A 26,533-nucleotide genomic window follows, 5' to 3' on the forward strand; every position below is an offset into this window, starting at 1 on the left:
TTTTCGGGATATGGCGTCCCCACGGGGATTCGAACCCCGGTCGCCGCCGTGAAAGGGCGGTGTCCTAGGCCTCTAGACGATGGGGACGTAGAGGCAACGTCTTCTTCTTACTTCCGTCTTACTCGGGTGGGCCCTTGGGCCGGTCTTCCTCGCTACCTGGTGCGCGATGCAGAAGCGTCGTCACCAGACCGTTGAACACCAGCAAAAACCCGACCGGCACCAGCGCGATGAGGGGCTTCGACCAGGTCTGTTCCCCGGTGAGCATCAGCCCGAATCCGCCGATCAATCCGATCACTGCCAGCACCAATCCAACGTAGAGCGATATGACTCCAAAACGATGCATTAATGAACTCGCAGTACCCCTGAGTGGTGGAGCCAGGCGGGATCGAACCGCCGACCTCCTGCATGCCATGCAGGCGCTCTCCCAGCTGAGCTATGGCCCCGTGTCAGGCGAGCGCGTACTGTAGCCAGCACCCCCAAATGTGTCAACCCGCTGCGGCGGAAATTTTCTGCAACGCACGGTCGATACGGGCCAGAACGCGCTCGCGACCAATGAGCACCAACGTATCATCGATGGGCGGGGACACCGTACCCCCGGTCAGGGCCACTCGCAGGGGCTGCGCCACCTTGCCGAGCTTGAGCTCCAGACGCTCGCCGGTATGCACCACCACCTCGTGCAGCGCCTCCTTCTCCCACGCCCCGAGAGCGCTGAAGCCATCGTGCAGGGTTTGCAGCACGGGCTGCGCCTCGGCGGTCAGCTGCTTGCGCGCCGCCTTCTCGTCGTAGTCCTCGAACTCGCGATAGAAATACACGCTGTTCTCGGCCATCTCGCGCAGGGTACGCGCCCGTTCGCGCTGCGCGATGACCACATCGCGCAGTTCCGGCCCCTTGGAGGGATCGATCCCCAGCTGCCCCAGGTGCCAGCCCAGTTCCAGCGCGACGTGGTCCGGGTCCAGCGTCTTGATGTAGTGCTGGTTCAGCCACAGGAGCTTGTCCGGGTTGATGGCGGAGGCGGACTGGTTCACGTCCTTGATGTCGAACAGCCGAACCAGTTCGTCCAGTCCGAAGATCTCTTGGTCGCCATGCGCCCAGCCCAGACGCACCAGATAGTTGAGCAGGGCCTCCGGCAGGTAGCCCTCGTCGCGGTACTGCATGACCGACACCGCGCCATGGCGCTTGGACAGCTTGGCACCATCCGGGCCCATGATCATCGGCAGGTGGCCATAGCGCGGCGGCTCCACCCCCAGCGCCTTGAGGATGTTGATCTGGCGCGGCGTGTTGTTCAGGTGATCGTCGCCGCGCACCACGTGGGTGATGCCCATATCCATGTCGTCGACCACCACCGTCAGGTTGTAGGTCGGCGAGCCATCCGAGCGGGCGATGATGAGGTCATCCAGCTCGTGATTCTGGAACGCGACCTTCCCGCGCACCATGTCGTCAACGACCGTCACGCCCTCGTCCGGGGTACGAAAGCGGATGACCGGCTCCACGCCCTCGCGCGGCTCGGTACGGGCGCGGCAGCGACCGTCGTAGCGCGGCTTCTCCTTGCGCGCCTTCTGCTCCTCGCGCATCGCGTCCAGCTCTTCCTTCGAGCAGTAGCAGCGGTAGGCATGCCCGGCGGCCATCAGCTGATCGATCACCTCCCGGTACCGGTCGAAGCGCTCGGTCTGATAGAACGGGCCCTGATCGTAGGTCAGACCCAGCCAGTTCATGCCTTCCAGGATCGCGTTCACCGACTCCGCAGTGCTGCGCTCGAGATCGGTGTCCTCAATGCGGAGCACGAAGTCGCCGCCATGGTGGCGGGCATACAGCCAGGAGAAGAGCGCGGTACGGGCACCACCGATGTGGAGATAGCCGGTGGGACTGGGAGCAAAGCGGGTACGGAAACTCATGCGCAGGACACTCGATTACGGGTAGTGAGCAAAGGCGCCTAGGGTAGCAGAACGCTACAGGGCGATAACCCGGCAGCCCGGTTTCCGCCGGCTATACTCGAGACAGGCCAACACACGGGCCCCTATCGCCCGAAGGAGTCGTGATGAAATCCGTTTCGCTCACCCGCCTCGCGACCATCGCTCTGGTCACTGGAGGATTCGCCCTGGCCGCAAGCAGTGCGGCCAGCACGGACCGCGTTCCGGCGCCCGAAGGGGCCGAGGTGTACTTCATCAGCCCGCAGGAGGGCGACACCGTCGAGAGTCCCGTGCGGATCCAGATGGGCCTGCGCGGCATGGGCGTGGCCCCGGCCGGCGTCGAGGCCGACAACACCGGGCATCACCACCTGTTGGTGAACCAGCCGCTGGACGAGGTCGACCTGGATGCCTCGCTCCCCTTCTCCGACCACAAGCGCCACTTCGGAGGCGGTCAGACGGAAGGCGAAATCGAACTGGAACCAGGCACCCACACCCTGCAATTGCTCTTCATGGACTACCGCCACCTCAGCTTCGACCCGCCAGTGACCTCCGACAAGATCACCATCACCGTCGAATAGGCGACACAAAAAAGCCCCCTCCGGACCCGGAGGGGGCTTGTCATCGCCAGTGGCAACCGGTCGCTTACGGCAGTGACGGGATCTCGAACTGCGGCATGTCACCGGTCAGCGCGTGCATGAAGGCCTCCAGGTCCGCGACTTCATCGTCGCTAAACTCCATGCCCAGCATCTCCTGCCCCATGATGCGGATCGCCTCGTCCAGCGTGGCGGTCTCGCCGTTGTTCATATAGGGGTAGGTCAGCGCCACGTTGCGCAGGGTCGGGGTCTTGAAGGCAAAGCGATCACTCTCCTCCCCGGTCACCAGGTAACGGCCCTCGTCTTCCGACCCCGGCACCTGGATGCGATGGAAGTGGCTGTCGGTGAGTGCCGGGCCACGGTGGCAGGCGACGCAGCCGTTATCCGCGAACAGCTTCATGCCGCGCATTTGCTGCTCGCTCATCGCGCCCTCGTCCCCAACCAGCCAGCGGTCCAGCGGCGAGTTCGGGGTATTCAGCGTCCGCTGGAAGGTGGCCAGCGCATGGGCCACGTGATCGGCATTGATCACGTTGTCACCGTCATAGTCCGGATAGGCGGCCTGGAACTTCTCCTGGTACTCGTTGAACTCTTCCAGACGCTCGATTGCGTCCTCCAGCGGCATCGCCATCTCGATCGCGTCCTGGATCGGACCCAGCGCCTGGCCTTCCAGGTCGTCCTCGCGGCCATCCCAGAACTGCGCCGTGAAAAAGCCGGAGTTCAATACCGTCGGGGTGTTGCGCTCGCCGACCTGACCGTCATGGCCCACCGCGCGCGGGATACGGTCCGCCCAGCCCAGCGCCGGGTTGTGGCAGGTCGCGCAGGAGATCACGCCGGAGCTGGAGATGCGCGGCTCGAAGAACAGCATCTTGCCCAGCTCGATCTTTTCTTTCGTCATCGAGTTATCCGCCGGGATCGGCGGCAGCGCCGGCAGCGGCTCGAACACATCCCGGTACTGCGAGTAGTCGGTATCCGCCACGGCGGGCGCGGCCACGCCCAGCGCCAGGGCGGTGCAGGCCGAAAAGATGGCGCTACGAAGATAAGAACGTCGAATCATGGCGCGTCTCCCTGAGATTGGATCGGTGTCGGCGAAGACCGATATAGACTCGGTCCAAATCACCTGAATCCCACCCTATCGACCCGGTATTCGATCGACCAGCGAAATCAGCCCGCCCGTTGATCCAGATCAATCATTGCGGTTGGTCGCTCATCAAACGCGCCTCTTGCCGGCCTGTTTGCACACCAGTACCCTTCGCCCCGCCTCCAGGTGCCCTGGCGTTCCATCGCCGGGGATAATCGGGAAGCCGGTGCGCGAACTGCCGTTCGCAATGCCGGCACTGCCCCCGCAACGGTAGGTGAAGACAACGGATCGACAACCACTGCGCCGCAATTCGGCGTGGGAAGGCGATCCGCCCGGGCACCCCCGCCCGCTTCACGAGTCCGGAGACCGGCCAGGAGGAACCCTGACGCTGCGGCGGGCAAGCGGTCGGGTCGGGCTCGCTGTGTCTATAGTCCCCGACCTCCCCTGGCCCACCCAGCGTCATTCCATCCACGGCGCACGGGGTGTGCGTCCCAGGGAGAATGACTTTGAACAAACCGACCCGACGACCCGGCCGGCCGCCACTCCTGGCTCCGGCCCCGACCCTTCTCGGCCTGTTGATCGCCAGTGGCGGGGCTTCCCCCCTCCAGGCACAGTTCGAATTCGGAAGCGAAGCCGACGACTTCGCCATCACCCTGGACCCGCTCATCCAGGGCCGCTACGCCATCGAGCGGGGCGACGAGGGAACCACCACCGAATTCGACTTTCGCCGCGCCTGGCTGGATACGACGGGCACCCTCTTCCACCCCGATCTTAGTTTTCGCCTGCAGCCCGACTTCAGCAGCGGCGAGCTCTCGATGCGCGATGTCTGGCTCCAATACGCGCTGACCGAGTCCCTCGACCTGCGCGCCGGCCAGTTCACCGTGCCCTTCGGTCTGCCGCGGGACATCGGCGGCCCCAACCGGCTGTTCACCGAGTTGAGCATCGCGGGGAATCAGTTCGAGGTCCCGGCCGGACGCGATACCGGCGTCACCCTACTGGGGGGCGACGGCGACGACCGGGCCTGGGCCATCGGCGTGTTTGACGGTCGCGGCCGCCTTGACCAGCGGGATGACCGACCGTCCACCTCCGGCCACCTGTTCAGCGCTCGGGGGGCCTGGGCACCGGTAGGTACCCTTCCGCGCGACAACACGACCGTCGGCAAGCCGGTCGAGCATACGGTGGCCCACGGCGTCGGCCTGCAGGCGGCGAACCGCAACCACCTGCGCGACTGGACTCGCGGACGGGAGAACCAGGTAAATCAGCAACGCGCCGACTGGGTCACCGCAACGGCCGACAGCGTCGTCAAGTTTGCCCGCACCGCCATTTCAGTCGCCGCCTTCCGCCGCGACGTATCGCCCGATCACGGTCCCTCCTACCACGACCTGGGCGCCGAACTCGAGCTGGCCCAGGCACTGCCCTGGGAGGGGCTAGAGGTCGCCGCGCGCCACGCTGTGCTGCGCCACGACGCCGGCGACGACCTCGGCACCGACGAGCGCTGGCAGCGCGAATGGGGCGCCGGCCTCAACTGGTATCACCGCGGCCAGCGACAAAAGACCCAATTGATGTGGCTGGACCGCGACGCTGGCACTTCAGACTGGGAGCTGCACTTGCAGCACCAGTTCCGCTTCTGAAACCGGAAAGGAGATCCGACATGACTAGAACCACCTTCACACCGGCCCTCCGGGTCACCGGCCTTGTCCTGATCCTGCTCGCCGCCACCGTCGCCCATGCCGGCGAGGTGACGCTTCCGATGCCCGGGCCCTGGGGTGACGACTACAGCGAGACCCTGGACGACCCGGACACAGTGGACGCCACCGAGGCCTTCCAGCGCTTCCGTCAGCAGAGCATGCAGGGCACATCCGCCACCTACCGCAGCATCGAGCAGATCCTGCGTTATGGCGCACCATTCGCCGGACGTCTGCCCGATCTGGCCGAGGAACTGGCGCGCCGCGCCGACGACATCGAAACCTGGTTCGCACGCGAGACACCCGCGCGGCACGGCGAACCCGGAGCCCTGCCCGCGGCCTGGGAAGACCCGGACTTCGCCGAGTACAAGGCCGCCTACCGCGAGGCCGCCCAACAACTACAGCGCAAGGTGGAGTCGGCCGAGGACCTGGGGAACGAAGACTTCCAGCTTCGCGCCACCGAGGCCCTGAACGGCGTGCGCCACCATTGCCTGGCCTGTCACGACAACTACCGCCGCCGCTGAACCGGGTAGGAACCAAGGGGCCGCCTGGCGGCCCCTTTCCGTAATCCTGACCAGGAAGCAACCACCTTCGCCTGCAAGCAGGCTGCCACATCGCCGTGAACCGCAAGACACAAGGAGCCTGCTTGCAGGCGAACACCGGGGCCTCCACAACGCTCACCGGGATCGTCCCTGCCTGCGGAAGATCGAAGACGCGACGCTTAGTCCCCGTCCATGCCCCGATAACGGCGCACGTGCGCCGGGTCGTACAGCGCACTGTCGCGGAAATCGCCCGGATCCAGCGCCGGCCCCACCAGGATCAGCGCCGAACGCCGCGTGGTCAGGGCCACTGCCCGTTCCACGATATTGCCCAGCGAACCGCGCACCACGGTCTCGTCCGGCCAGCTGGCGCGGAAGACGATCGCCACCGGACAGTCGCAGCCGTAGTGCGGACGCAGGTCCTCGACCACGGTCTCGATATTGTGCAGCGATAGGTGGATCGCCAGGGTCGCCCCGGTCGCGGCGAAAGCCTCCAGCCGTTCGCGCTCCGGCATCGACGAGGCCCGTCCCGGCGTACGCGTCAGCACCACCGACTGTGCCACCTCCGGCACGGTCAGTTCGCGCCCCAGGGTCGCCGCGGCCGCGGAAAACGCCGGCACGCCCGGGGTGATGGTGTAGTCGATCCCGGCCGCCTCCAGGCGGCGGATCTGTTCGCCCAGGGCGCTGTACACCGACAGATCGCCGGAATGCAGTCGTGCGACATCCTCACCGGCCGCATGCGCGCGCTGGATCTCGTCCATGATCGCGTCCAGCGTCAACGGCGCGGTGTTGATCACACGCGCCCCCTCCGGCGCATGCTCCAGCACGGCCTCGGGTACCAGTGAACCCGCGTACAGGCATACCGGACAGGCCGCAATGCGATCGCGCCCGCGCAGGGTCAGCAGGTCCGCGGCACCCGGCCCCGCTCCGACAAAATGAACCGTCATGATGACTCCTTGGATAGGTGATGGGCATCGACCCAGGCCACCGCACAGCTGGCCCGCGCTGACAGACGACGCGGCAACAGCAAACGCGCGCCTGCGCCGGCTGCCGCCAGCGCCGCCGCCTCGGCCACCGACCCGACATCGGCGGTTGCACGTGCCCGCCGCGACTCCGTAAGCACTACGCCGTCGCAGTCCGCCAGCGCGGCCGCGGACAGAAATACGAGTTCCAGTTCCAGCTCGCACGCCACCGTCGCCAGCATGGCGCTGTCGCTCTTGTGCGCCGGCGCCGCCAGCTGCCGGGCCCCGATCGCCCCGGCACGCTCCACTCCCGGCATGGCGCGGGCCTCGGCCAGAACCGCACGAATCAGACCCTCCAGCTCCCGCGTCGTACAGGCAGAGGCAAAGCCGACGCCTGGCACGACCCAGGATCCCGCCTGGTTCAACTCCGGTGCAGGGACCACAGGGTCACCGGCCGCAGCGGTTTCCAGCCCGACATCGCGCCCAGCGGTTCCGAGCGACTCACATTGATCCGTGTCAGCTCGCCACCATGGCGCTCGCGCGTCGCCGCCAGCACCGCATCGCCTTCCACCGTCACGCTGTTGGCGACCAGGCGCCCCCCCGGGCGCAGGCTCTCCACGCAGTGTTCCACCAGCCCGGGCATCGTCAGCCCACCCCCGATGAAGATCGCGTCGGGGGCAGACAGATCATCCAGCGCCTCCGGCGCGCGCCCGGAGATACATTGCAGGGCCGGGACCCCTAGGGCACGCGCATTGCGCCGGACCCGCTCCAGCCGCTCCGCACGCGGCTCGATGGCCACGGCGCGGTTCGCTGGATCCGCCAGCATCCACTCGATACCGACAGACCCCGACCCGGCGCCAATGTCCCACAGGCACTCGCCACGCCCGGGCGCCAGCAGGGCCAGCGTTACCGCACGCACCTCGCGCTTGGTAATCTGCCCGTCCTGCTCGAATTGATCCTCCGGCCGGCCGGCGCTCGCCGCGATCACGGAGGCCGTCGAGGACGCACGGCATTCCAGGGCGATCGTGTTCAGCGGATCCACCCCACATGTCCTCCATTCCGCCACCGTGGCGGCCTCTACGCGCTCCGAGGCCCCGTCCAGTTGTTCCAGAACGGTCAGGGTCGAGGCCCCGAAACCCAATTCATCGAGCCACTGGGCCAACTCGCCAGGCGTCTCACCGTCGCGGCTGAGGATCAGCAGCCGCGCGCCGTCGTGCAGCCACGGGCGCAGCGCCTCCATGGGCCGGCCGTGGACCGACAGGCAGCGGGTCTCCTGTAGCGGCCAGCCCATGCGCGCGGCGGCCAGGCTGAACGCCGATGGCACCGGAAACACGCGGGTGGCTTCCACCGGGAAACGCCGCAGCAATGTCGTGCCAACCCCGAACCAAAACGGATCGCCGCTGGCGAGCACGCACAGCGGCTTCCCCGCTCGCGCCTCGATCCAGTCGAGAGCAGTCTCCAGCGGCGAGGGCCACAGCAGACGTTCCTGCCCCGGCTGCGGCGGCAGCATCTCCAGATGCCGGGCCCCACCGATCACCGTGGTCGCCTGCGCAACGGCCTCACGGGCCTCCGTTGCCAGTCCGGACAGGCCGTCCGCGCCCACACCGACAATGTTCAGCCATGGCGTTCGTTCGCTGTTCGTGGCTAGACTGGTCATCCTCATGAGCTCCCGTTCATCTCCTGACTCCAGCCCCAGGGCAGCTCGCCCCCGGCACGTTCTGCTGCTGGGCGGCACCACCGAGGCCGCAGCGCTGGAGCCGCTGCTGGATGCGCACCCGCGGCTGCAGGCCACCGTCTCGCTGGCCGGGCGCACCCGAAAACCGGGGCCGTCGCGGCTGCCTCGGCGCACCGGCGGGTTCGGCGGCGCCGACGGCCTGGCCGCCTGGCTGCACGCACACGCGATTGACGCACTGGTGGACGCGACCCACCCGTTCGCGCGGCAGATCTCGGCCAACGCCGTCACAGCCGCACGCAACACCGGCATCCCGCTGGCCCGACTGACCCGGCCGTCGTGGGAGGCCGGGCCGGAGGACCGCTGGATCCGCGTGCCCGACCTCGCGGCCGCCGCCCGCGCCCTTCCGGATATCGGCCGACGCGTGCTGCTGACCACCGGCCGCCAGCACCTAGAGGCCTTCGAGGCCGCGCCCGAGCTGGACTACGTGATCCGCACCATCGACCCGCCCGAACCGCCGCCGGCGCTGCCGCGGGTCACCTGGATCCACGCCCGGGGCCCGTTCACGGCCGAGGACGAGGCGTGCCTCTTGCGGGAACACGCGATTGACGTTCTGGTGACCAAGGACAGCGGCGGCGATGCCACGGCCGCCAAGCTGCAGGCGGCTCGCGAACGGGGTATCCCGGTCGTGATGGTCGAACGCCCGCCGGACGCCCCCGGGGTGCCACGATTCCACGCCCCGCAGGCGGTACTCGACTGGCTGGAGGATCTCCCGGACGCACACGGCTAACGCGGCTCCCGCCTCATTCCGCCGACTCGACATAACGCGGGGTGTACACATGACGCCGGCCCGACGGACGCTCCACCACCCGGGTGGACGCGGCACCCACGATCACCAACGTGCTCATGTTCGCCGTGGTCGGGTCCACTTCGCCCAGGGAGGAGATCTGCACGTCTTCGCGTTCGCCGCGGCCCACCGCGGTGGCCAGCACAACCAGGGTGTTCGGCCCCTGCACCTCGCGTACGATGCCCAGTGCCTCGCCCAACTGCCAGGGACGTGCGCGCGAGATCGGGTTGTAGAAGGCCATGGCGAAGTCGGCCTCGGCCGCCAGCCGCACCCGACGCTGGATCAGCGACCAGGGTTTGAGATTGTCCGACAGCGAGATCACGCAGAAATCGTTCCCCAGCGGTGCGCCCAGTCGCGCGGCGGCCGCCTGCATCGCCGAAACCCCGGGGGCCACATCCACCTCGACGCCCCCCCAGCGCCGAGCTTGCGCCCCTTCCAGGGCCTCGAAGACCGCCGCTGCCATCGCAAACACGCCCGGATCGCCGCCCGAAACCACCGCCACGTCCCGCCCCTCGGCAGCCATGTCCAGGGCGTGGGTTGCGCGCGCCAGTTCCTCGCGGTTGTCAGAAGCGTGCACACGGTGATGGGCGCTCGCAATCCGTTCCAGGTACGGCCCGTATCCCACCAGATCGGTCGCCGCTTCGAGACGGGCAGCGACCTCCGGCGTAATCCATTCCGGCCCGGCTGGCCCCACCCCGACCACACTCAACCGACCAACCGCCTGATCGCCATCCCCGCTCATCGCCGAACCCCGCGCCCAGGAATCACGATCATCGAGAAATAGGGCACCTGCTCCGGGATCGCGGACAACGGCAGGACCCGCTCCTCCGGCGTACTCGCGCGCTCCACGTACCAGGCGCGCTCGTCCAGCCCCAGCTCCTGAAGGACACCGACCACCGCATCGCGATGGGTTCCGACCTTCATGATGACCGCCGCATCGGTCCCCTGCAGGGCCTGGCGCAGATCGTCGATCGGCATCGTGCCGGGGATCACGGTGAGCAGGTCATCCCGCATAGTCAGCGGCGTCGACAATTGCGCAGCCGAGGCCATCATCGAGGTCACGCCAGGGACCACGTGGGTGGGAAACCGATCCTTCAGTCGCAGGTAGACGTGCATGAACGATCCGTAGAAGAACGGATCGCCCTCGTTCAGCACCACCACCGAACGCCCGGCTGCCAATTCGGCGGCCAGCTGCTCGGCGGCAGCGTCGAAAAACTGCTCGATGCGGCGGCGATACTCGTCGGAGCCGTGCGGGATCTCATTGGTCACTGGATACTCCAGCGGCATCTCCTGCTGCCCCGTACCCAGGTGGGCGTCCACGATGGCGCGCGCCTGGCCACGACCGCCTCGGCGACAGAAGTAGGCCACCACCGGGCTCTCGGCAATCAGCCGCGCGGCCTTCAGCGTCAGCAATTCGGGATCACCGGGCCCGGTGCCCACGCCGTACAGACAACCCGCGGTCTCGGGTTCATGCAGGTTGGGGGATGTCGTCATATCCGGTCACTCGCGAAGGCGTTGATGGCCGCCGCGGCCATGGCACTGCCACCCCGGCGTCCGAAAATGGTCAGGTAATCGAGGTTCAGCGGGCTGGCGGCCAGCGCCTCCTTGCTCTCCACCGCGCCAACAAACCCCACCGGGATACCGAGCACGGCGGCCGGCCGCGGCGCGCCCTGGTGCAGCATCTCCAGCAGGTGAAACAGCGCCGTAGGTGCATTGCCAATGGCCACGACCGCGCCGTCCAGGTGCGGTCGCCACCATTCCAGCGCCGCGGCCGAACGCGTGGTGCCCAGACGCTCGGCGGCCGCCGCCACCCCGTCCTCCCGCAGGCTGCAGATCACCGGGTTGTCCGCCGGAAGCCGGGCCCGCGTGATCCCGTGCGCCACCATGTTGCTGTCGCACAGGATCGGCGCGCCGGCGGCCAGCGCATCAATGGCCGCCCGGGCCACGCCGGCCGAAAACCCGACGTCCCGCGGCAGGTCGGTCATGCCGCAGGCATGGATCATGCGCACCACCGCAGGCACCAGCTCCTGTGGGAAGCGGTCCAGTTCCGCCTCGGACCGGATAATCGCGAAGGACTCCCGGTAGATGGCCGCCCCGTCGCGGATATAGTCGGGTACGGCCCCGGCCGTATCGCTCTGCGTCATGCTGAATCTCCGTTGTTCATCTTCGCGTTCATACGTCTCGTCAGCACTGTTCCCTCCAGCCGTTGCAGGGCCTCGATCCTCGACTCACTCCCGCCACCCTCTTCGCGGGCGATAGCATCGAGGGCCGCGAGGGCCAGCTCGACTTGCCCCGGCTCCAGCCTCGTCAGGACGGTCTCCCATCGCACGGGGGCGCGTTGCAGCGCCAGCTCATAGCGGCCTTCCCGCGCCGTGAGCAGGACCTGCGCATTCGCGGGACGCCCACAGTGCTTGTCGCAGCCACTCACATGCACCTGCCCGCCCCCCCCAAGCAGCCCGCAGGCAGCGGCTGCCTCTGCATCCGCCCGCGTGGCGGTACTGCCCGCGGAGCAACCCGTCTGCCCGATACAGGCACTCACCGCCAGGCGCGGGTCGTCCGGATCGGTCACGCCACCCCACTCGGTGACGCGGTCCGGCTCCACAGGAGGTACCCCGGTCAGAAGCAGGCTGCGCCACGGCGTCAGCCGCAAGCGTCCGTCGTGCGCCCGGATATGCTCGGCCAGCCCCTGCAGCGCCTCGGCGCGCAAGGCCCCGAACGGAAACACGATCCCGAAGGCGCGCCCGTTCAGACACATCCCAATCCCGGCATCCGCGTATCCGGGGATCCGCGCCGCGACCCAGTCGCCGCCCGGGAGCACCCGCTCCAGCCCCGGCGGCGTCAACGCCTCGGGGCCAAACCGGGCCACGGCGCCAGCCAGCCGCCCCGGCGGATCCACATCGCCTACGCGCAATGCGACGAATCGTTCGAGCACCGCCAGGGCAACGTCCACGACCTTCTCCGGGCGCGTCCAGCCAAGCACCGTGGCCGTGCGACTGGACGCGCCCACGGCCACCCGAAACCACACCCCTCCCAGCCCCGTACAGGCCTCCAGCCGCAGGTCCGCCGGCACTCTATCCAGCGGCAAATCGCCGCCGGCCTCTACCAGCACCCCCACCTTCGGCGGCAGTGCCCGCAGACGCGGGTACTCCCCCAGGGCCCGTTCGAGGGCCCGTGCGAGGGGCTGCACATCTATGGCTGCCTCCGGATCGATATCCGACACCGGGGCCACCAGGACATTGCGCACCGCCTCCACCACGGGATCGTGGTCGGCCAGACCCGCGTTCTCCAGCTCGGCGCGAGCCGGTTCCAGCCCCGCGGTGTCCAGACCACGCAACTGCAGATTGCCGCGGCTGGTCAGCTCCAGGGCACCGGAACCAAAATGCCGCGCCACCTCCGCGAGGGTCTGCGCCTGCCCCGCATCCAGCCCCCCGATCGGGTGCCGCACCCGCATCAGCAGACCGTCCCCGGTGCTCACCGGCGCGGCCACCCCCGGACAGGCCCGGCGCACCCGTGAACGATCGGTACTCATGGTTTCACCCTGCCCGCGCTCATGTCCGGATCCGCACGCCACGCGCCACCAGGGCCCAGGCCAGCCCGCCGACGACGAGGGTCACCCCCACGAGGACCCAGAAGGTCGTGGCCCAAGCGAAGGACCCGGTCCCCAGAAGACCGTAGCGAAACCCCTCGATCATGTAATACAGCGGGTTCAACACCGCCAGGGACTGCCAGGGCTCCGGCATCCGTTCCACCGGGTAGAACAAGCCTCCCAGGTAGATCAGCGGGGTCAGCACGAACGTGGCCACCACGGAGGTATGGTCGAAGCTGCGCGCATACAGGCCGTTCAGAAGCCCGGCCAGGGCGAACAGCAAGGCGCTGATCAGCGCAATCCCCAGCGTGGCCGCCAGGTGGTGCAACTGGAGATTGGTAAACGGAATCGCGACCAGCGCCACCAGCGCACCCGCCAGCAGCCCGCGAATCACACCGCCGGTGGCGAAGCCCGCCACAATCAGCCAGGCAGGCAGCGGCGCGACCAGCAGTTCCTCGATATGTCGCTGCAGCCGTGCGCCGTAGAACGCCAGCGTCACATTGCTGTAGGCATTGGTGGCCACCGCCAGGATGATCAGGCCGGGCAGGATGAAATCGGCGTAATCGACACCCCGCATGGTGCCGAGCTCACGCCCGATCAGGTGACCGAAGATCACCAGGAACAGGACCGTCGTCACCACCGATGGCAGGAGGTTCTGCACCCAGGCGCGCAGGAAACGCCGCACCTGTTTGACCACCATCCCGCGGTAGGCAAATCCGTAAGCCGCGAGTCTCATGTCCCCCTCCCCGGCGGTGCGGCAGCGCGTTCCGCGATGCGCTGCAGGAACAGCGACTCGAGCCGGTTGCGCTTGTTGCGAACCCCCGCGACACGCACCCCCCTTGCGCCCAGGCGGTCGAACAGGTCATTCACCTCCATGCCCTGAGGCAGGTCGACCTCCAGGGTCCAGCGATCGGTCAGACGCATCGCCAACCCCTCCAGCGCCGGGGCCGCTTCCAGCGGCACGTTCAGTTCCAGCACCAGGGTCTGCACGTTCAGCCCGTGCAGCAGTTCGCCCGTATCACCGCGCGCGACGATCTCGCCCTGGTCCAGGATCGCCAGGGTGTCGCACAGGGTCTCGGCCTCCTCCAGGTAATGGGTGGTCAGGAGGATCGTCACGCCATCTGCGTTCAAGCCACGCAACAGCTCCCAGGTGGCATGGCGCCCCTCCAGGTCCACCCCCGCCGTCGGCTCGTCCAGGAGCAGGACGCGAGGGCGGTGCACCAGGGCCCGGGCAATCATCAGCCGCCGCTTCATGCCCCCCGACAGGCCCCAGGCCGACTGTTCGCGCCGGTCCAGCAGACCCGCCTGTTGCAGCACCTCGCCGGTTCGCTCACGCGCCCGCCTCGGGGACAGCCCGTAGTAGGCCGCCTGGGCCTCGACGATCTCACCCACCGGTTCGAAGCTGTTGAAGTTGACCTCCTGCGGTACCACGCCCATGCACGCCTTCGCCGCAACCGCCTGCGTGGCCACGTCGTACCCGCAGACCCGGATCGAGCCCCGATCCGCCCGCACCAGCGTGGTCAACAACCCCACCAGGGTGGTCTTGCCGGCCCCGTTCGGCCCCAGCAGGCCGAAGAAGCGGCCCGCCGGCACCTCCAGATCCACGTTCGCCAGCCCCACCCGGCCACCGGCGTAGCGCTTGGCCACCGACTGCAGGGCAATCGCCGCGGCCGTCATGGCGCGAGCCCCTCGGCACCATCCGCAAACCCGACGATGCGGCCCGCCCGATCCACCGCGCAGACCTCCAGCGCCGTGGTCTCCGGCAACATCCCGCGGGCCCGCTGCCAGGCGCGCGCGCTGATCCGGTCGGCCAGCGCCACACCCTGTTCCAGGCAGTCCGCAAGGGCCTGGGCACTGGTGTTGGCCGCGCGGATGCGCGCCACCAGGTCCGGGCTGGCGCCCAGATCCGCGGCTTCCCCCGCCAGGGCGTCGAGATCGATGCGCGACTTGCGGCTATGGGCATCCAGGTGCCCGGCCGCGAACTTGCTGAGCTTGCCGAAACCCGCGGCCAGCACCACCGCGGGCAGGGGGTGGCGCCGCAGGTACTTCAGCGCCGCCCCGAACAGATCCCCCATCTCGATCAGCGCCATGTCGTCCAGGCTGTAGCGATCACGCACCGCCGCCTCGCTGGTGCCGCCGGTACAACAGGCCACGCGCGGAGACGCGTTGGCGCGGGCCACGTCGATGGCCTGATGGATGGATGCGATATAGGCGGCACAGGAAAACGGCCGCACGATCCCGGTCGTGCCCAGGATCGAGAGACCCCCGAGGATGCCCAGGCGCGCGTTCATGGTCCGTTCGGCAATCCGTTCGCCGCCATCCACGCCAACCGTGACGCGAAAGCCCCCGCTGTAACCGGTCGCCTCGGCGAGCGCCTCCAGGTGGCCCTGCATCATGCGCCGCGGGACCGGATTGATCGCCGGTTCGCCCGGTGCCAGCACCAGACCCGGACGCGTGACCGTACCCACCCCGGCGCCCGCCATGAATTGGACGCCGGGCGCACCGCGCAGGGTCACCTCGACCCAGACCCGCGCCCCGTGGGTCGCATCGGGATCGTCGCCGGCATCCTTGATGACCCCGGCGACCGCACCACCCGGGGTCGGTTCCAGGTCGTTCAGTGCCAGGTTTACCACCTGTCCCCTGGGCAGGGTGACCTCGACCGTCTGGAGCCGCTGCCCCTCCAGCAGCCAGCGAGCATCGGCGACGGCGGCCGCGGTCGCGCAGACACCGGTGGTCAGACCGGTGCGCAGGCGCCCGGTGGTCTCGGGCGTCTCCGGGCGCATGGCGCCCTGCGGATGGTTCGTGTCAGCCGATTTCATGCGTTCCCGGGACGGGCTGGGCACCTTGCGCGGCAATCGTCTCGCGCAGGCGCACCACCTCGCCCACGATCAGTAGCGCGGGCGACTGGATGGCGAGATCCGCCACCTGCTTCGGGAGCTCGGCCAGCGTGCCCTCGATGACGCGCTGCGTCGGGCGTGTGCCCTGCTCCACCAGCGCGGCCGGCATCGCACCATCCGCACCCGCCGCCATCATCTCGCCGCAGACCTCGGCCAGGGTGTGCAGCCCCATGTACACCACCAGAGTCTGCTGCGGCTGGACCAGGGAGGCCCAGTCAAGATCCGTCTCGCCGGCACGCCGATGGGCGGTCACGAACTGGCAGCGATAGGCATGATCACGATGGGTAAGCGGGATCCCAGAATACGCCGCGCAGCCACCCGCGGCGGTAATCCCCGGCACGATGCGGACCGGGATCCCGGCCGCGGCGATCGCCGCGGCCTCCTCGCCGCCGCGACCGTAGACGAACGGGTCCCCACCCTTCAGGCGCACCACGTAGTGCCCCTCCCGTGCCAGCGCGATCATGCGCTCGTTCAGGTCCCCTTGATCACAGCTGTGCCGTGAGCGCGCCTTGCCCACATACAGGCGCTGCGCCTTCGGGTTGGCCAGCTCGAGGATCGCCTCCGGGATCAGGCGGTCGTGCAGCAGGACATCGGCGTGCTGCATCGCGGCCACCGCGTCCAGCGTCATCAGACCCGGATCGCCGGGCCCTGCTCCGACCAGATCCACGCAGCCGGGCTTTCGCTCGCCGCGCAACGGGATGCGGGCCCCGGCGTGCGCCCCAGGCCCGATCCGCGCCACCTTGTCCCGTTGCCGATCACTCATGCTCGAAACAGCTGCGCCGTGGCCGCGGGGTTGGAAGGGAACCAGGCATGTAGGTAAGTGGCGGTCAGGCGACCATCACGATAGATCGCCTCCCCCTGCGAGCCCGTCCCGCGGGCCCGCCAGCAGTGACCATAGGGTTCCAGACCAACCTCGGAGCGGGTGTGGTGAAAGGTATGCCCGCGCAGCTCGCCTTCCGGCAGCGGGGCCGCCTGGAGACCCAGGCCCTGCAAGCGGTCCGCCAGCTGGGCCTTGCCCGGCACCAGCCCGGCCATGGCCGCGGCATGGCCCTCGCGATCGGCCAGTTCGTCCAGCAGGTAGAGAAAGCCCCCGCACTCCGCCAGGATCGGTCGGCCCGCCGCATGATGGGCCTCCAGGTCCGACTTCAGGCCGGTATTGGCGGCTAGCTGATCCAGATACAACTCGGGGTAACCGCCCGGGAGCCAGACGGCATCGGCCTCTGGCAGCCCGTCCCCCGCAAGCGGGGAAAAGAACCGCAGCTCGGCGCCCATCTTCTCCAGCAGGCGCAGATTGGCCGGATACATGAAGGCGAAGGCCGCATCCCGCGCAATGGCAATGCGCACGCCGGACAGCGCCGCCTCGGTCGGCGCGATCGCCTCCGGATGAAAGGTCACCGGCTCCGGGAGCCCGGTCACTCCAGCCTCTTCGATCGCGGCCGCCGCAGCCTCCAGCCGCGCATCCAGATCGGCGATCTCCCCCGCCTGGACCAGACCCAGGTGACGATCCGGGACACTTAGCGTCTCGTTACGCTGCACGGCACCAAAGAAGCGGATCGCCTCCGGGGTGCACTCCTCCAGCATCCGCGCATGGCCGGGGCTACCCACCCGGTTGGCAATCACGCCGGCAAACGACAGGCCCGGACGGTAGGTCGACAAGCCATGCACCAGCGCCCCGAAGGTCTGGCCCATGCCGCTGGCATCGATCATGGCCAGGATTGGCAAGCCGAAGGCCTGGGCCAGATCCGCACCGGAGGGATCCCCATCGAACAGCCCCATCGAGCCCTCCACTAGGATCAGGTCGGATTCCTGGGCCGCCTCGTACAGCATCGCCCGACAGGCTTCTTCCCCGACCATCCACAGATGCAGGGCGTCGACCGGGTGGCCAGAGGCCTGCTCCAGGATCATCGGGTCGAGGAAGTCGGGGCCGGTCTTGAACACGCGCACGCGCCGGCCCTGGTTGCGGTGGTAGCGGGCGATGGCGGCAGTGATCGTGGTCTTGCCCTGGCCCGAGGCCGGGGCCGCCACGAACGCGGCGGGACAGCTCACGCTCACAGCTCGATCCCCTTTTGCGCCTTGATTCCGGCCTGGAAGGCGTGCTTGACCACACCGATCTCGCTGACGGTATCGGCCGCCTCGATCATCGCCTTGGGCGCGGCGCGGCCGGTGGTGATCACGTGCTGCATCGGCGGGCGGTTGGCCAGTTCTTCGAGGACCTCGACCACATCGAGGTACTGGTATTTCAGCGCGATGTGCAGCTCGTCGAGCAGCACCAGATCGACGTTCGGATCGCGCAGCATGTCGCGGGCATGCGCCCAGGCATCGCGGGCCGCCTCCACGTCCTTCTCGCGGTCCTGGGTCTCCCAGGTGTAGCCCTCGCCCATCACGTGGTACTGCACGTGGTCCTGGCCACGGAAGAAGGCCTCCTCGCCGGTCGCGAACTGACCCTTGATGAACTGGACGATGCCCACCTGCATGCCGTGCCCCAGGGCGCGCGCGACCATCCCGAAGCCGGAGGAGCTCTTGCCCTTGCCGTTGCCGGTCAGGATCAGGAACACGCCCTTCTCCTCCTGGGCCTCGGCGATCTTGCGGTCCACGACCTCCTTCTTGCGCGCCATGCGCTGGGCGTGGCGTTCGGCGCGAGCCGCTTCGGTGTCTTCGCTCATCTTCATTACTCCTTGATTCGTTGCGTCATAAGGGCGTTCGGATGGCCCCGGGAGTGACTATTCGCCAATCAGGATCATCCGTCCGGTCTCTGGGTCACGGTAGACCTGCCCCATGGATTCGTAGCCCGAGCCGGCCTCGCCGGCCCCCTCGGGTGGGTCCGGGATCTCGCGCCCGGGTTCGATCTCGGCGCCGCCGCTGGCCGGTTCCAGCCCGCTACCCGAGGCGGCCATCACCACCATCAGGCCGACGGCAAACACCAGCATGATGTCGGCCAGATTGGCCAGCGGGCCCATCGGCTCCTCGTCGGGCGCGTCGAAGCGCGAGGCGCGGTAGTGCGGGACCCTCATGCCACCGCCTCCATACGCTCCATCGCCGCGTCATACCAGCGCCGGCGCAGGCGGCCGAGCAGGAAGCCGAGGATGCCGACCAGCAGCCCCAGCACCGTGGTGTTGAACGCCACCGTAACGGCCTGGGCGAGGATTTCCAGTTCGCCCCGGCCCATCGCGGCCAAGCCCGGACCCAGCGGGATCAGCGTCCCCATCAGCCCGAGCATCGGGCCGATACGTGCCAGCAGATCGGCGCGGTCGATACGCCGCCGGGCACGGTAGGCGAGGCGTTCGGCATCGCCGCTCAGTTCCAGGCGGCGTACCCCACCGGAACGTTCGCCCAGTGCCAGCCCGAGCTCCCAGACGGCCACCGCGACCAGCACCAGCAGGCCGATGATCACCGGCTCCAGCAGCCAGCGCACCACGGTATCCATCAGCTCCATCGTGATCGAGAAAGTCATTCGGTTTACCTCGTTACCCTTTGTTCGCACGGCCCTGTGTAGGAGGCCAGCCTCTGGCCGATGGGGCGTATCCGACGCTGCAATCGCCGAGAGGGCTCGGCTCCTACAGGCCCGAAAATGCCCACGCCCCGGTTATCGCCGTCGACCCGCAGCGATGCCGCCGAGCAGCAGCAGAAACAGCGCAGCGGCAACCAGCCAGGGGAGCCAGGGCATACCCGCCGTCTCGTCGCCGGGCTCCTGGCCGCCCTCGGTCTTGGCCGGCTCGGGGATCTCCTGCATCTCGCGCGCCGCCGGATCTTCCAGCGGCTGGATCTCGGTGACACGGCTGGGGTCGGCTTCCGGCTCCGCCCGATCGATCTGCGCGGCCGCCCGCACGGCGTCGAAGGCCTCGCGCAGGTCAGCGTCGTCCAGGCGCTCGGCCACCTCGTCCAGCACGGGATGATCCGGGCGCGTGTGACCGCTGCCGGGCAGGCCGTGCTCGGCGACCAGTTCCGCGAAGCGCTCGGACAAGGCATCCAGCACCTCGGGATCGGCGTCCCAGAACCCGTGGCTGGCCGCGACCAGGTGAACGGCCTGCAGATGGGTCTTCACGTGCACGTTGTGGCCGTCGGCCAGGAACGCGTCCAGGCCCAGCCCGTGGCGGTCCTGCAGATACACGTCGTGCACCTCGTCCCAGACCCAGGAGCGGATGATCTCCGGGTTGGTGACCTGCCAGCCCCAAAGGTTGTCGGCGAAATCCCGGGCCATGGTGCGGGCCCCGGCATAGCCGTGATCCATCAGCGGCTCGATCCACTGCGGGTTCAGGTTCTGCCCCTGAAGCTCGCGCATCAACGCGCGGCCCAGTGTCTCCACCCGCGGGTCGTCCGGATCGGCGTGCTGCAGCACGCGGTTGTCCGGCACCTCGCCGCGGATGCTCTCGACCGCGGTCGACAGCCCGCCCTGGAAATCGAACCCGTCGTCGTTGTCCAGCAGGCCGTAGAGGTGCGAGGCGCGCCCGAGATAGGTGCGCCCGACCTGGCCCAGGCGGGCCTCGAAGGCCTCGTGCGCGGAGCCACCGGACTCATCCGCGCCATAGGCATGCCCCATCCGGCGCATATAGGCCGCCCCCAGTTCGGCACGGTCCTCCCAGGCCCCGGAGCGATCCGCCAGGCGGTTGACCCCCGCGCCGTAGGCCCCGGGCGCGGTGCCGAAGACACGCAGGGCAGCCTGCTGACCCGCCTCGACGCCACTCAGGCCTGCCGCGCGCAGGGCCTGGGTGTCTTCCAGCCACTGCGCGGCCACGTCGTTGCGCGCCAGCGGCTCGTCGCCCGGGTCGCGCAGGTCCGACCCCAGCGGGGCCAGGGCCGCGTCCAGTGCCTCTTCCAGCTCGGGGTGTTCCTCAAGAATGATCTCGGACGAGCCGTCCAGCGCGAGGCGGGCAGCACGATCCAGCCACACCAGCTGGTCCTCGTAAAGGTCGCGGAACAGACCCGAGGTCGTGAACAGGGCATCGCGACGGCGCTCGCGCCCGGCTTCGTCGAGGTCCATGCGTTCCAGCCCCTGAACGATTCCGCGGCTGTTCCAGGCCGGGCGAATGCCCAGCATGTCCAGGCCAAAGGCGATCATCACGCCCTCGTCGCGTACGGTATCCGACGCCCAGAGGATGATCGCCTCGCTGCCATCCGCCTCGGGATCGCCGTGCTCACGGGCGTCCGCAGCCAGTTCCTGGCCGATGCCCCAGGCGATGCGTGTGGGCACCAGATCCGCCGCCAGCGCATGGAAGTTGCGCCCGGTCGGCAATACCTCCGGCGTACGGATCGGATCGTTGCCTTGCCCCGGCGGCACGAAACGGCCTTCCAGCGCCGCCAGCAGATGCGCGCGCTCGCTGGACGGCGAGCCGCGCAGCTTGGCGTCCCAGTCGTCGCCCACCGCGTCGTCACCCGCCATCGACTTGAGCATCGTGTCCACGGCCTCGTCGCTCCAGTCGCGCCCGAACACGTGCAGCCCCAGGGGCATCTGGTCTTCCTGCATGTCGGTCAGGTAGTGGCCGATCTCGTGGACCAGCAACTCCTCGTCCATCTCCGCCAGCGCGGTCGTTGCGTGCTCGTCATGACCCGCGTCCGCATGCTCGTCGTCGTGGTCATGCTCATGAGCGTGTTCGTGTTCTTCTTCCCCGTGTTCACGGTGATGGTCCGCATCCCGATGCTCGTCGCGGTGTTCGTCCTCGTGACCTTCGCCATGCCCGGAGTCTGGCTTGTCGTGATGACCCTCGTGGTGATCGCCGTGGTCATCATGGTGATGTCCGTGATCGTGATGATGACCCCGGGCCAGTTCGCGCTCGATGGTCTCGGTCAGGCCGAGATCCTCGATACGTTCGCGCAGGGTCTGTACCGCCCGCGAACGTGTCGCGGCATCCGGCTGCGCGGCCGCCTCGTAGGTCTCCACCAGCTGGCGCAGCTCCAGCAGGCTGTCATACAGCTCCGTGGCCGCCAGTGGCGGGGTCAGGTGGCTGATCATCACACCCATGGCCCGGCGCTTGGCCTGGATGCCCTCGCCCACCCCATCGACGATGTAGGGATAGATGATCGGCAGGGCCCCGCCGAGGATCTCGGGATAGTCGTCCGGTGCCAGCCCCGCCCGCCGGCGCGGCAGGAATTCGCGGGTCGAGTGGCGACCAACGTAGATCAGTGCATCCGCCTCGAAGTGATCGCGGATCCAGTGGTAGAAGCCAACGTAGTGATGGGTCGGCGGGAAGGTAGTGTTGGCGTGCAGCAGGCGCTCGCTGACCTCCCAGCCGCGTGGCGGCTGCGGACCGATGAACACGTTGCCGAACTCGATGCCCGGGAACAGCATCTCGCCATCACGGGTCATGGCTTCTCCCGGCGGCTCGCCCCAACCAGTCAGACCGGGGATACCCGTGCGCACCAGCGCCTTGCGCAACTGCTCGGTGGTCGCGTGCGCGTCTTCCCCCGCCAGCGTGGCCTCCCAGGCCTCCTCGTACTGGGCCAGCAGGTCCAGTGACCGCTCTTGCGCCGCGTGCGGATAACTCTCGAGCATGTGGCGCAGATCGCCAACGCCGCTCTCCAGCGCGCCTTGGGCGATCTCGACCTTGTCGGCGGCCATGGCGGCCTCCAGGCGTGCCTGCAAATAGCCGATCGGACCATCCACCAGTTCTGCCTGAACGGGTTCCGGGAGGGCATCGAAATACGCCTGATACTGCTCGCGATCCAGCGAAGCCACCCGGCCGGCGATAGCATCCAGCGCATCCGCCTGTTCCGGCAGGTTCACCGCACGGTCCTGGATAAGGTCCAGAAGGGCTTCGGCATCCTCCGGGACCTCGTCGCCCAGGTCATAGCCGGCCGCCGCCAGGTTCTGCAGGATCTCCAGCAGGGACTCGGGGACATCCAGCTTGTCCGCGCCGATGTTCTGGCGACCCGGAGGATGGTTGTAGTACACCACCGCCACCCGCTTGTCCGCGTTGTCCAGGCGGCGCAGCCGCTGCCAGCTCGCCACCCGCTCGGCCAGGGCCTCGACCCGCTCGCCGACCGGCTCGGTCAGCGTCAGGCGCACGCCCGTGCGTTCGTCCTGTTCCGGATCGCCCGCGGTGGCAAGCACCATCGGCTGGCTCATGCCCTGCAACTCCGGCATGGCCACGTGGTAGTGGACCTTGTCCCAGGGAATGCCCTCGTGCGACAGCCGCCACTGGGTCGCGCTCACGTCCGCCAGGCGGATCCCCTTGATCACCGGGACATCCAGCTCGCCGAAGGCCTCGGCCACCGCCTCGCGGTTGCCACCGCCGCCGACGACAAAGTCCTGCAGGCTCACGATCCCGGCCAGCTCGGCCGGGGCCGCGCGCTCGGCCAGCTGCTCCACCGCCTCGCGGCTGGCGCCACCCCAGCGCGCCAGCACGGCAAAGCACTGCAGGCCGCGCTGTTCCAGCGCCTCGCAGCTCGTATCCAGCAAGGCCCGATCGCCCGGGCGGTCGCCGGTATCCAGGTCCAGCAGTGCGATAGCCGGGCCTTCGTCGAGTCCGAGATCCCCGGGATCGGCGCTGGAAACCCCATCCCGGTAATAGCGGATGGTCTCGCGCGGATCCGGCTCGGGTACTTCGACTGCATGCCCGCCGGCTGCCGCCAGCCAGCGCATCAGTCCTTCCATGCTCTCCGGGGTGCGCCCCTGATAGAAGGCGCGGCCAGTCAGCCACTCCGCCTGCTCTGCAAAACGTTCCTTTTGGTCCGCCAGGTGCTCGCGCGGATCCGCCCCGGGTTCGGGGTTTTCCGCCAGCTCGGTGCGCGCATCGTCGTCCAGGCCGGCCAGCACCAACTCGCCATCGAGACGCGACAGGGCGGTCAGGCGGCGTTCGCTGTTGATCGCCAGCAGCGCCGCGCCGCCGGCGGGAGGCTGCTCGCGCAACAGGCGCTCCAGACGCCGGGCCTGGTCGCCGAACACGGCGGCCACCAGCACCGCATCGGACTCGGCCCACAGGGCCGCAACGGCGGCGTCGTCCTTGTCGGCCAGCTGCTCCGGCGTGCGCAGGACGACTTCCGCGTCGGGATGGGCCTCGAGAAAGCGATGGGCGCCGGCGGCAACCTCGGCCGCCGAGCGATCCGACACGATGCCCGTGACCTGCGGACCGGCCCAGGCCGAACCTGCCCATAGGCAGGTGGCGAACAACAAAAGGGTGCGTTTCCAGATGAACATACGGATGACTCCGGAGAAACTACAGACAGCTGCACAACAGGCAAGCGGCCGGGAAACGCTGAGCCTTCAGCGCTTCCCGACATGCCGGTTAAGAACAGACTGGATTTGGGGTACGGGCCGGATTCAGCCGCGCTGATTAGCCGGCTGCCAGAGGACTTCCGCGCCGTTTTCGTGACGCGCGAGCACACGGCAGAGCACGAACAGCAGATCCGACAGACGGTTAATGTAGGCCAGCGAATTTGGCCGCAACGCCTCATGGTGGTTAAGCGCCACCAACCGCCGCTCGGCACGGCGGCACACCGTTCGCGCGATATGACAGTCGGCCGTGGCAGGACCACCACCCGGCAGGATGAACTCCTTCAACGCTGGCAGATCGGCGTTGAAGCTCTCGAGCTCGACATCCAGGCGTTCGACCGAGGCCTCTGGAAGCGCCTGATGTCCAGGCACCGCCAGCTCCGCCCCGAGATCGAACAGCTCGTGCTGCACCAGCGCCAGCGAGCGGCGCACATCTTCCGGGAGATCGTGGACCAGGACCCGGCCCACGACACTGTTCAGCTCGTCCACGTCGCCAAAGGCCTCGACGCGGTGGCTGTCCTTGTCCACCCGCGAGCCATCGCCCAGCCCGGTCCGGCCTTCGTCACCGGTACGCGTTGCAATCTTCGACAATCGATTACCCATGAATCACCTCTGCTGGTAGCGCAGTTTCACGAACGCGGCTCGGCCCGGCTGGTTGTAATCCGCCTCATTGAACGAATCCCTCGCCACAACGTAATCGCGGTCGAACACGTTCTTGACCGTTACCAGTACCGACCATTCCGCATCGATGGCATAGGCCGCGCGCAAATCCAGCAGGCCATGGCCGGAGAGCCGCTCCTCGTTATCTCCATCGTTGTAGCTGCGACCGCGCGCAAGGACCGTTCCACCAAGGGAGAAGTCGCCGACCTGACGGTCGAGGTCAAAGCGGCCAGAGACTGGAGGCCGCCGGCGAAGTTCGTTACCAGTGTTGCGATCTTTCGCATCCAACAGAGTCAGCGATGCCCGAGCGTTCCATGGACCAAATTCATGCCCGCCCTCGATTTCCAGGCCCCGAATCCGTGCCTCGTCCACATTGATTGGCATGAACACCCCACCAACCATTTGATTGTCGATCAGCTCGTCGACGCGGGTCTCAAACACCGCGACATCCACGTAGGCTTGGCTGGCCGCGTACCGGGCGCCGACTTCTAAGGTTTCCGATTCTTCCGGCTCCAAATCAGGATTCCCGAATCCCGGAAAGAACAGCTCGTTAAAGGTCGGCGCCTTAAACGCGGTGCCGTAGGAGGCTCGCAGGCGCAGCGCCTCCGTGGCCTGCATACCCCAAGCGACCTGCCCGGTCACCTTATCGCCGAACTGCTCGTTGTCATCTAAACGCAAGCTGCCTTCCAGGTCGTGCGCCCCAAAGCCCGACCGAAGGACAGAGTAAACGCCTACGTTATACCGCGAGTCCTCATCGTAATCGGTCGTACTGGATACCCGATCCTCATAGGCATCCACCCCTGCGATCAGGTCCGTCCTATCGCCAAGCTGGATGTCGTTGCGCCATGTCAGCTGATCCCGGCGGGTATCGAAGGTAGAAAAGAAAGTCCCGGCAGCAAAATTTTCTCCCTCGTCGCGGCTTTGTGCATAGGCCAACTCTGTGTCCCATCGGTCAAGAATGGGTATCCGAAGCCCACCCTGTAGGACAGCGTGTAAAAAATCGGTCTGATCGGGAGTCCCATCGAACTCCGTAGCACCCTCGGAATACAGCAAATTGCCGAAGAGCTCGATTCCGTTGTCGAGCCGATGGGAAACCTTTCCGGAGAGCGACGTGTTGTCGTAGCCATCGCGATCGTCGTCGCCGAATCCGTCCTGGACGTCAATACCATCGGTGGAGAAATGGCTCATCGATAGCCTGTAGGAAGTGTCATCGGTGCCACCAGCCACTCCGACCCCAAGCTCCCGCGTACCGAAGCTCCCACCGCCTAGAAAGGCGCTAGCTTCCGGCGGCCCCCGGCGTCCCTCTCGGGTGAAGACTTGGGTAACGCCCCCAATCGCATCTGAGCCGTAAATTGATGTCCGCGGTCCGCGAACAATCTCAACTCGCTCAATCTCCTCGGGCGGCAAGAATTGCCAGCTGGCTCCGCCGCTGGTCGCCGAACCCATGCGGACACCGTCCACAAGGAGCAGGTGATGGTCAGAACTCGTCCCGCGCATGAACACGCTGGTAGTCTTGCCAAAGGGACCGTTTCCGACCACGGAGAGGCCGGCGCGGCCTTGCAGAACGTCGGTGAACTGCTGGGGCTGCAGCCGCTCGATTTCTTCGCGATCGATTATTGTGACCGATGCGAGCGTCTCGTCGACGGTCTGGGCGACGCGCGTCGCCGTCACCTGAACAGTGTCGAGGGTTCGGGCTTCGGTTTCGGGGGCGTCCTGGGCGTGTGCCAGGGCGGGGGTCATGGCCAGCAGGATGGCCGTGGAAAGTGCTGTGCGTTTCATGTCGTCCGTGTCTCCCGGCGAGCCGCCCGCACGCCGTTGATTCGTCGGGATCGCGCAGACAGGGGGAGACAGACACGAGGGGGATCGGCCAGGACCGGCGAACGGCCCGGCACGATCATCCG

At 67.8% G+C, this 26,533-nt stretch carries 25 protein-coding genes, 2 tRNA genes and 1 riboswitch; of the genes, 4 read left to right on the top strand and 23 right to left on the bottom strand.

All coding sequences use genetic code 11. The features are described 5' to 3' along the window. Positions 1-11: 11 nt before the first annotated feature. From D575_RS0111165 to gltX, 4 genes are all read right to left on the bottom strand, one after another. Positions 12-87 (bottom strand) — tRNA-Glu (locus D575_RS0111165). A gap of 31 nt (positions 88-118) precedes the next feature. Further along, complete coding sequence (locus D575_RS0111170) at positions 119-343, bottom strand: hypothetical protein (protein WP_019568239.1); 225 nt, start codon at positions 341-343, stop codon at positions 119-121. A gap of 24 nt (positions 344-367) precedes the next feature. Further along, positions 368-443: transfer RNA gene (locus D575_RS0111175), tRNA-Ala, on the bottom strand. A 42-nt stretch (positions 444-485) separates the two neighbouring features. Then, complete coding sequence (gene gltX / locus D575_RS0111180) at positions 486-1,892, bottom strand: glutamate--tRNA ligase (protein WP_018146002.1); 1,407 nt, start codon at positions 1,890-1,892, stop codon at positions 486-488. A 143-nt stretch (positions 1,893-2,035) separates the two neighbouring features. On the opposite strand from gltX, the gene D575_RS0111185 reads away from it, so the two are divergent. Continuing rightward, a complete protein-coding gene (locus D575_RS0111185; RefSeq protein WP_018146003.1) occupies positions 2,036-2,485 on the top strand; it encodes a DUF4399 domain-containing protein in 450 nt (149 codons plus the stop codon). A 64-nt stretch (positions 2,486-2,549) separates the two neighbouring features. Here D575_RS0111185 and D575_RS0111190 read toward each other — a convergent pair whose 3' ends face one another. Continuing rightward, positions 2,550-3,554, bottom strand: a complete 1,005-nt coding sequence (locus D575_RS0111190; RefSeq protein ID WP_018146004.1) for a cytochrome-c peroxidase — start codon at positions 3,552-3,554, stop codon at positions 2,550-2,552. 191 nt (positions 3,555-3,745) lie between these two features. Continuing rightward, positions 3,746-3,968, top strand: a riboswitch (cobalamin riboswitch). Positions 3,969-4,078: 110 nt separating this feature from the next. Here D575_RS0111190 and D575_RS0111195 point away from each other — a divergent pair. Both D575_RS0111195 and D575_RS0111200 read left to right on the top strand, forming a co-directional pair. Beyond that, the gene (locus D575_RS0111195; protein ID WP_038032275.1) at positions 4,079-5,209 is read left to right on the top strand and encodes a porin; all 1,131 of its coding nucleotides are present in this window, start codon (positions 4,079-4,081) and stop codon (positions 5,207-5,209) included. Positions 5,210-5,229: 20 nt separating this feature from the next. Further along, the gene (locus D575_RS0111200) at positions 5,230-5,787 is read left to right on the top strand and encodes a cytochrome c (protein WP_018146006.1); all 558 of its coding nucleotides are present in this window, start codon (positions 5,230-5,232) and stop codon (positions 5,785-5,787) included. Positions 5,788-5,984: 197 nt separating this feature from the next. Here D575_RS0111200 and cobM read toward each other — a convergent pair whose 3' ends face one another. Genes cobM through D575_RS0111215 form a run of 3 tightly spaced genes read right to left on the bottom strand, consistent with a single transcriptional unit; the run spans position 5,985 to position 8,421 of the window. After that, positions 5,985-6,749, bottom strand: coding sequence for a precorrin-4 C(11)-methyltransferase (cobM, locus tag D575_RS0111205; RefSeq protein ID WP_017942390.1), 765 nt, complete (start codon positions 6,747-6,749; stop codon positions 5,985-5,987). Then, a complete protein-coding gene (locus tag D575_RS0111210) occupies positions 6,746-7,189 on the bottom strand; it encodes a cobalamin biosynthesis protein (protein ID WP_018146007.1) in 444 nt (147 codons plus the stop codon). The genes cobM and D575_RS0111210 overlap by 4 nt, the downstream gene beginning before the upstream one ends. Beyond that, positions 7,186-8,421: a bifunctional cobalt-precorrin-7 (C(5))-methyltransferase/cobalt-precorrin-6B (C(15))-methyltransferase gene (locus tag D575_RS0111215; RefSeq protein ID WP_026182137.1), complete on the bottom strand. Its 1,236-nt coding sequence runs from the start codon at positions 8,419-8,421 to the stop codon at positions 7,186-7,188. The genes D575_RS0111210 and D575_RS0111215 overlap by 4 nt, the downstream gene beginning before the upstream one ends. 4 nt (positions 8,422-8,425) lie before the next feature. On the opposite strand from D575_RS0111215, the gene D575_RS0111220 reads away from it, so the two are divergent. Continuing rightward, positions 8,426-9,226 (top strand): cobalt-precorrin-6A reductase, encoded by an 801-nt coding sequence (locus D575_RS0111220; RefSeq protein ID WP_026182138.1) that lies wholly within the window; start codon positions 8,426-8,428, stop codon positions 9,224-9,226. Positions 9,227-9,239: 13 nt separating this feature from the next. Here D575_RS0111220 and cobJ read toward each other — a convergent pair whose 3' ends face one another. From cobJ to D575_RS0111295, 15 genes are all read right to left on the bottom strand, one after another. After that, positions 9,240-10,025: a precorrin-3B C(17)-methyltransferase gene (gene cobJ / locus D575_RS0111225; RefSeq protein WP_018146010.1), complete on the bottom strand. Its 786-nt coding sequence runs from the start codon at positions 10,023-10,025 to the stop codon at positions 9,240-9,242. Continuing rightward, complete coding sequence (locus tag D575_RS0111230) at positions 10,022-10,777, bottom strand: precorrin-2 C(20)-methyltransferase (RefSeq protein WP_018146011.1); 756 nt, start codon at positions 10,775-10,777, stop codon at positions 10,022-10,024. Before D575_RS0111230 ends, cobJ begins: the two co-directional genes overlap by 4 nt. Further along, entirely contained in the window at positions 10,774-11,427 is a 654-nt protein-coding gene (locus D575_RS0111235) for a precorrin-8X methylmutase (protein WP_018146012.1), read from the bottom strand. Before D575_RS0111235 ends, D575_RS0111230 begins: the two co-directional genes overlap by 4 nt. Then, entirely contained in the window at positions 11,424-12,812 is a 1,389-nt protein-coding gene (cobG, locus tag D575_RS0111240) for a precorrin-3B synthase (protein WP_018146013.1), read from the bottom strand. The genes D575_RS0111235 and cobG overlap by 4 nt, the downstream gene beginning before the upstream one ends. A gap of 19 nt (positions 12,813-12,831) precedes the next feature. Next, a complete protein-coding gene (locus D575_RS0111245) occupies positions 12,832-13,605 on the bottom strand; it encodes an ABC transporter permease (RefSeq protein ID WP_081612133.1) in 774 nt (257 codons plus the stop codon). Further along, a complete protein-coding gene (locus D575_RS0111250) occupies positions 13,602-14,546 on the bottom strand; it encodes an ABC transporter ATP-binding protein (RefSeq protein WP_018146015.1) in 945 nt (314 codons plus the stop codon). The genes D575_RS0111245 and D575_RS0111250 overlap by 4 nt, the downstream gene beginning before the upstream one ends. Beyond that, positions 14,543-15,652 (bottom strand): cobalt-precorrin-5B (C(1))-methyltransferase, encoded by a 1,110-nt coding sequence (locus D575_RS0111255; RefSeq protein ID WP_018146016.1) that lies wholly within the window; start codon positions 15,650-15,652, stop codon positions 14,543-14,545. The genes D575_RS0111250 and D575_RS0111255 overlap by 4 nt, the downstream gene beginning before the upstream one ends. Positions 15,653-15,674: 22 nt before the next feature. Continuing rightward, positions 15,675-16,529, bottom strand: a complete 855-nt coding sequence (gene cobA / locus D575_RS0111260) for a uroporphyrinogen-III C-methyltransferase (RefSeq protein ID WP_018146017.1) — start codon at positions 16,527-16,529, stop codon at positions 15,675-15,677. Continuing rightward, a complete protein-coding gene (locus D575_RS0111265) occupies positions 16,526-17,818 on the bottom strand; it encodes a cobyrinate a,c-diamide synthase (protein ID WP_018146018.1) in 1,293 nt (430 codons plus the stop codon). The genes cobA and D575_RS0111265 overlap by 4 nt, the downstream gene beginning before the upstream one ends. Further along, positions 17,815-18,429 carry a cob(I)yrinic acid a,c-diamide adenosyltransferase gene (cobO, locus tag D575_RS0111270; protein WP_018146019.1) on the bottom strand — a complete coding sequence of 205 codons (615 nt, stop codon included), beginning with the start codon at positions 18,427-18,429 and terminating at the stop codon, positions 17,815-17,817. Before cobO ends, D575_RS0111265 begins: the two co-directional genes overlap by 4 nt. A gap of 57 nt (positions 18,430-18,486) precedes the next feature. Beyond that, positions 18,487-18,777 carry a DUF2149 domain-containing protein gene (locus tag D575_RS0111275; RefSeq protein WP_018146020.1) on the bottom strand — a complete coding sequence of 97 codons (291 nt, stop codon included), beginning with the start codon at positions 18,775-18,777 and terminating at the stop codon, positions 18,487-18,489. Then, positions 18,774-19,217: a MotA/TolQ/ExbB proton channel family protein gene (locus tag D575_RS0111280; RefSeq protein ID WP_018146021.1), complete on the bottom strand. Its 444-nt coding sequence runs from the start codon at positions 19,215-19,217 to the stop codon at positions 18,774-18,776. Before D575_RS0111280 ends, D575_RS0111275 begins: the two co-directional genes overlap by 4 nt. A gap of 132 nt (positions 19,218-19,349) precedes the next feature. After that, positions 19,350-23,897: a cobaltochelatase subunit CobN gene (locus D575_RS0111285; protein ID WP_018146022.1), complete on the bottom strand. Its 4,548-nt coding sequence runs from the start codon at positions 23,895-23,897 to the stop codon at positions 19,350-19,352. Between the two features lie 123 nt (positions 23,898-24,020). Beyond that, on the bottom strand, positions 24,021-24,575 hold the full coding sequence (locus D575_RS0111290) for a cob(I)yrinic acid a,c-diamide adenosyltransferase (protein ID WP_026181418.1): 555 nt from the start codon (positions 24,573-24,575) through the stop codon (positions 24,021-24,023). Between the two features lie 3 nt (positions 24,576-24,578). Then, a complete protein-coding gene (locus D575_RS0111295; RefSeq protein ID WP_018146023.1) occupies positions 24,579-26,411 on the bottom strand; it encodes a TonB-dependent receptor domain-containing protein in 1,833 nt (610 codons plus the stop codon). Between the last annotated feature and the right edge of the window lie 122 nt (positions 26,412-26,533).

The sequence above is a fragment of the Thioalkalivibrio sp. AKL6 genome, assembly GCF_000376905.1.
In the GTDB taxonomy this organism is placed as follows: domain Bacteria; phylum Pseudomonadota; class Gammaproteobacteria; order Ectothiorhodospirales; family Ectothiorhodospiraceae; genus Thioalkalivibrio; species Thioalkalivibrio versutus.

Coding starts and splice junctions, on each gene's coding strand:
- cobA (WP_018146017.1), bottom strand. CDS start 16,529: ATGAGTGATCGGCAACGGGACAAGGTGGCGCGGATCGGGCCTGGGGCG.
- cobG (WP_018146013.1), bottom strand. CDS start 12,812: ATGAGTACCGATCGTTCACGGGTGCGCCGGGCCTGTCCGGGGGTGGCC.
- D575_RS0111255 (WP_018146016.1), bottom strand. CDS start 15,652: ATGCGCCCGGAGACGCCCGAGACCACCGGGCGCCTGCGCACCGGTCTG.
- D575_RS0111230 (WP_018146011.1), bottom strand. CDS start 10,777: ATGACGACATCCCCCAACCTGCATGAACCCGAGACCGCGGGTTGTCTG.
- D575_RS0111235 (WP_018146012.1), bottom strand. CDS start 11,427: ATGACGCAGAGCGATACGGCCGGGGCCGTACCCGACTATATCCGCGAC.
- D575_RS0111280 (WP_018146021.1), bottom strand. CDS start 19,217: ATGACTTTCTCGATCACGATGGAGCTGATGGATACCGTGGTGCGCTGG.
- D575_RS0111170 (WP_019568239.1), bottom strand. CDS start 343: ATGCATCGTTTTGGAGTCATATCGCTCTACGTTGGATTGGTGCTGGCA.
- D575_RS0111290 (WP_026181418.1), bottom strand. CDS start 24,575: ATGGGTAATCGATTGTCGAAGATTGCAACGCGTACCGGTGACGAAGGC.
- D575_RS0111250 (WP_018146015.1), bottom strand. CDS start 14,546: ATGACGGCCGCGGCGATTGCCCTGCAGTCGGTGGCCAAGCGCTACGCC.
- D575_RS0111295 (WP_018146023.1), bottom strand. CDS start 26,411: ATGAAACGCACAGCACTTTCCACGGCCATCCTGCTGGCCATGACCCCC.
- D575_RS0111285 (WP_018146022.1), bottom strand. CDS start 23,897: ATGTTCATCTGGAAACGCACCCTTTTGTTGTTCGCCACCTGCCTATGG.
- gltX (WP_018146002.1), bottom strand. CDS start 1,892: ATGAGTTTCCGTACCCGCTTTGCTCCCAGTCCCACCGGCTATCTCCAC.
- D575_RS0111245 (WP_081612133.1), bottom strand. CDS start 13,605: ATGAGACTCGCGGCTTACGGATTTGCCTACCGCGGGATGGTGGTCAAA.
- cobM (WP_017942390.1), bottom strand. CDS start 6,749: ATGACGGTTCATTTTGTCGGAGCGGGGCCGGGTGCCGCGGACCTGCTG.
- D575_RS0111220 (WP_026182138.1), top strand. CDS start 8,426: ATGAGCTCCCGTTCATCTCCTGACTCCAGCCCCAGGGCAGCTCGCCCC.
- D575_RS0111195 (WP_038032275.1), top strand. CDS start 4,079: ATGACTTTGAACAAACCGACCCGACGACCCGGCCGGCCGCCACTCCTG.
- D575_RS0111200 (WP_018146006.1), top strand. CDS start 5,230: ATGACTAGAACCACCTTCACACCGGCCCTCCGGGTCACCGGCCTTGTC.
- cobJ (WP_018146010.1), bottom strand. CDS start 10,025: ATGAGCGGGGATGGCGATCAGGCGGTTGGTCGGTTGAGTGTGGTCGGG.
- D575_RS0111275 (WP_018146020.1), bottom strand. CDS start 18,777: ATGAGGGTCCCGCACTACCGCGCCTCGCGCTTCGACGCGCCCGACGAG.
- D575_RS0111185 (WP_018146003.1), top strand. CDS start 2,036: ATGAAATCCGTTTCGCTCACCCGCCTCGCGACCATCGCTCTGGTCACT.
- D575_RS0111215 (WP_026182137.1), bottom strand. CDS start 8,421: ATGACCAGTCTAGCCACGAACAGCGAACGAACGCCATGGCTGAACATT.
- D575_RS0111190 (WP_018146004.1), bottom strand. CDS start 3,554: ATGATTCGACGTTCTTATCTTCGTAGCGCCATCTTTTCGGCCTGCACC.
- cobO (WP_018146019.1), bottom strand. CDS start 18,429: ATGAGCGAAGACACCGAAGCGGCTCGCGCCGAACGCCACGCCCAGCGC.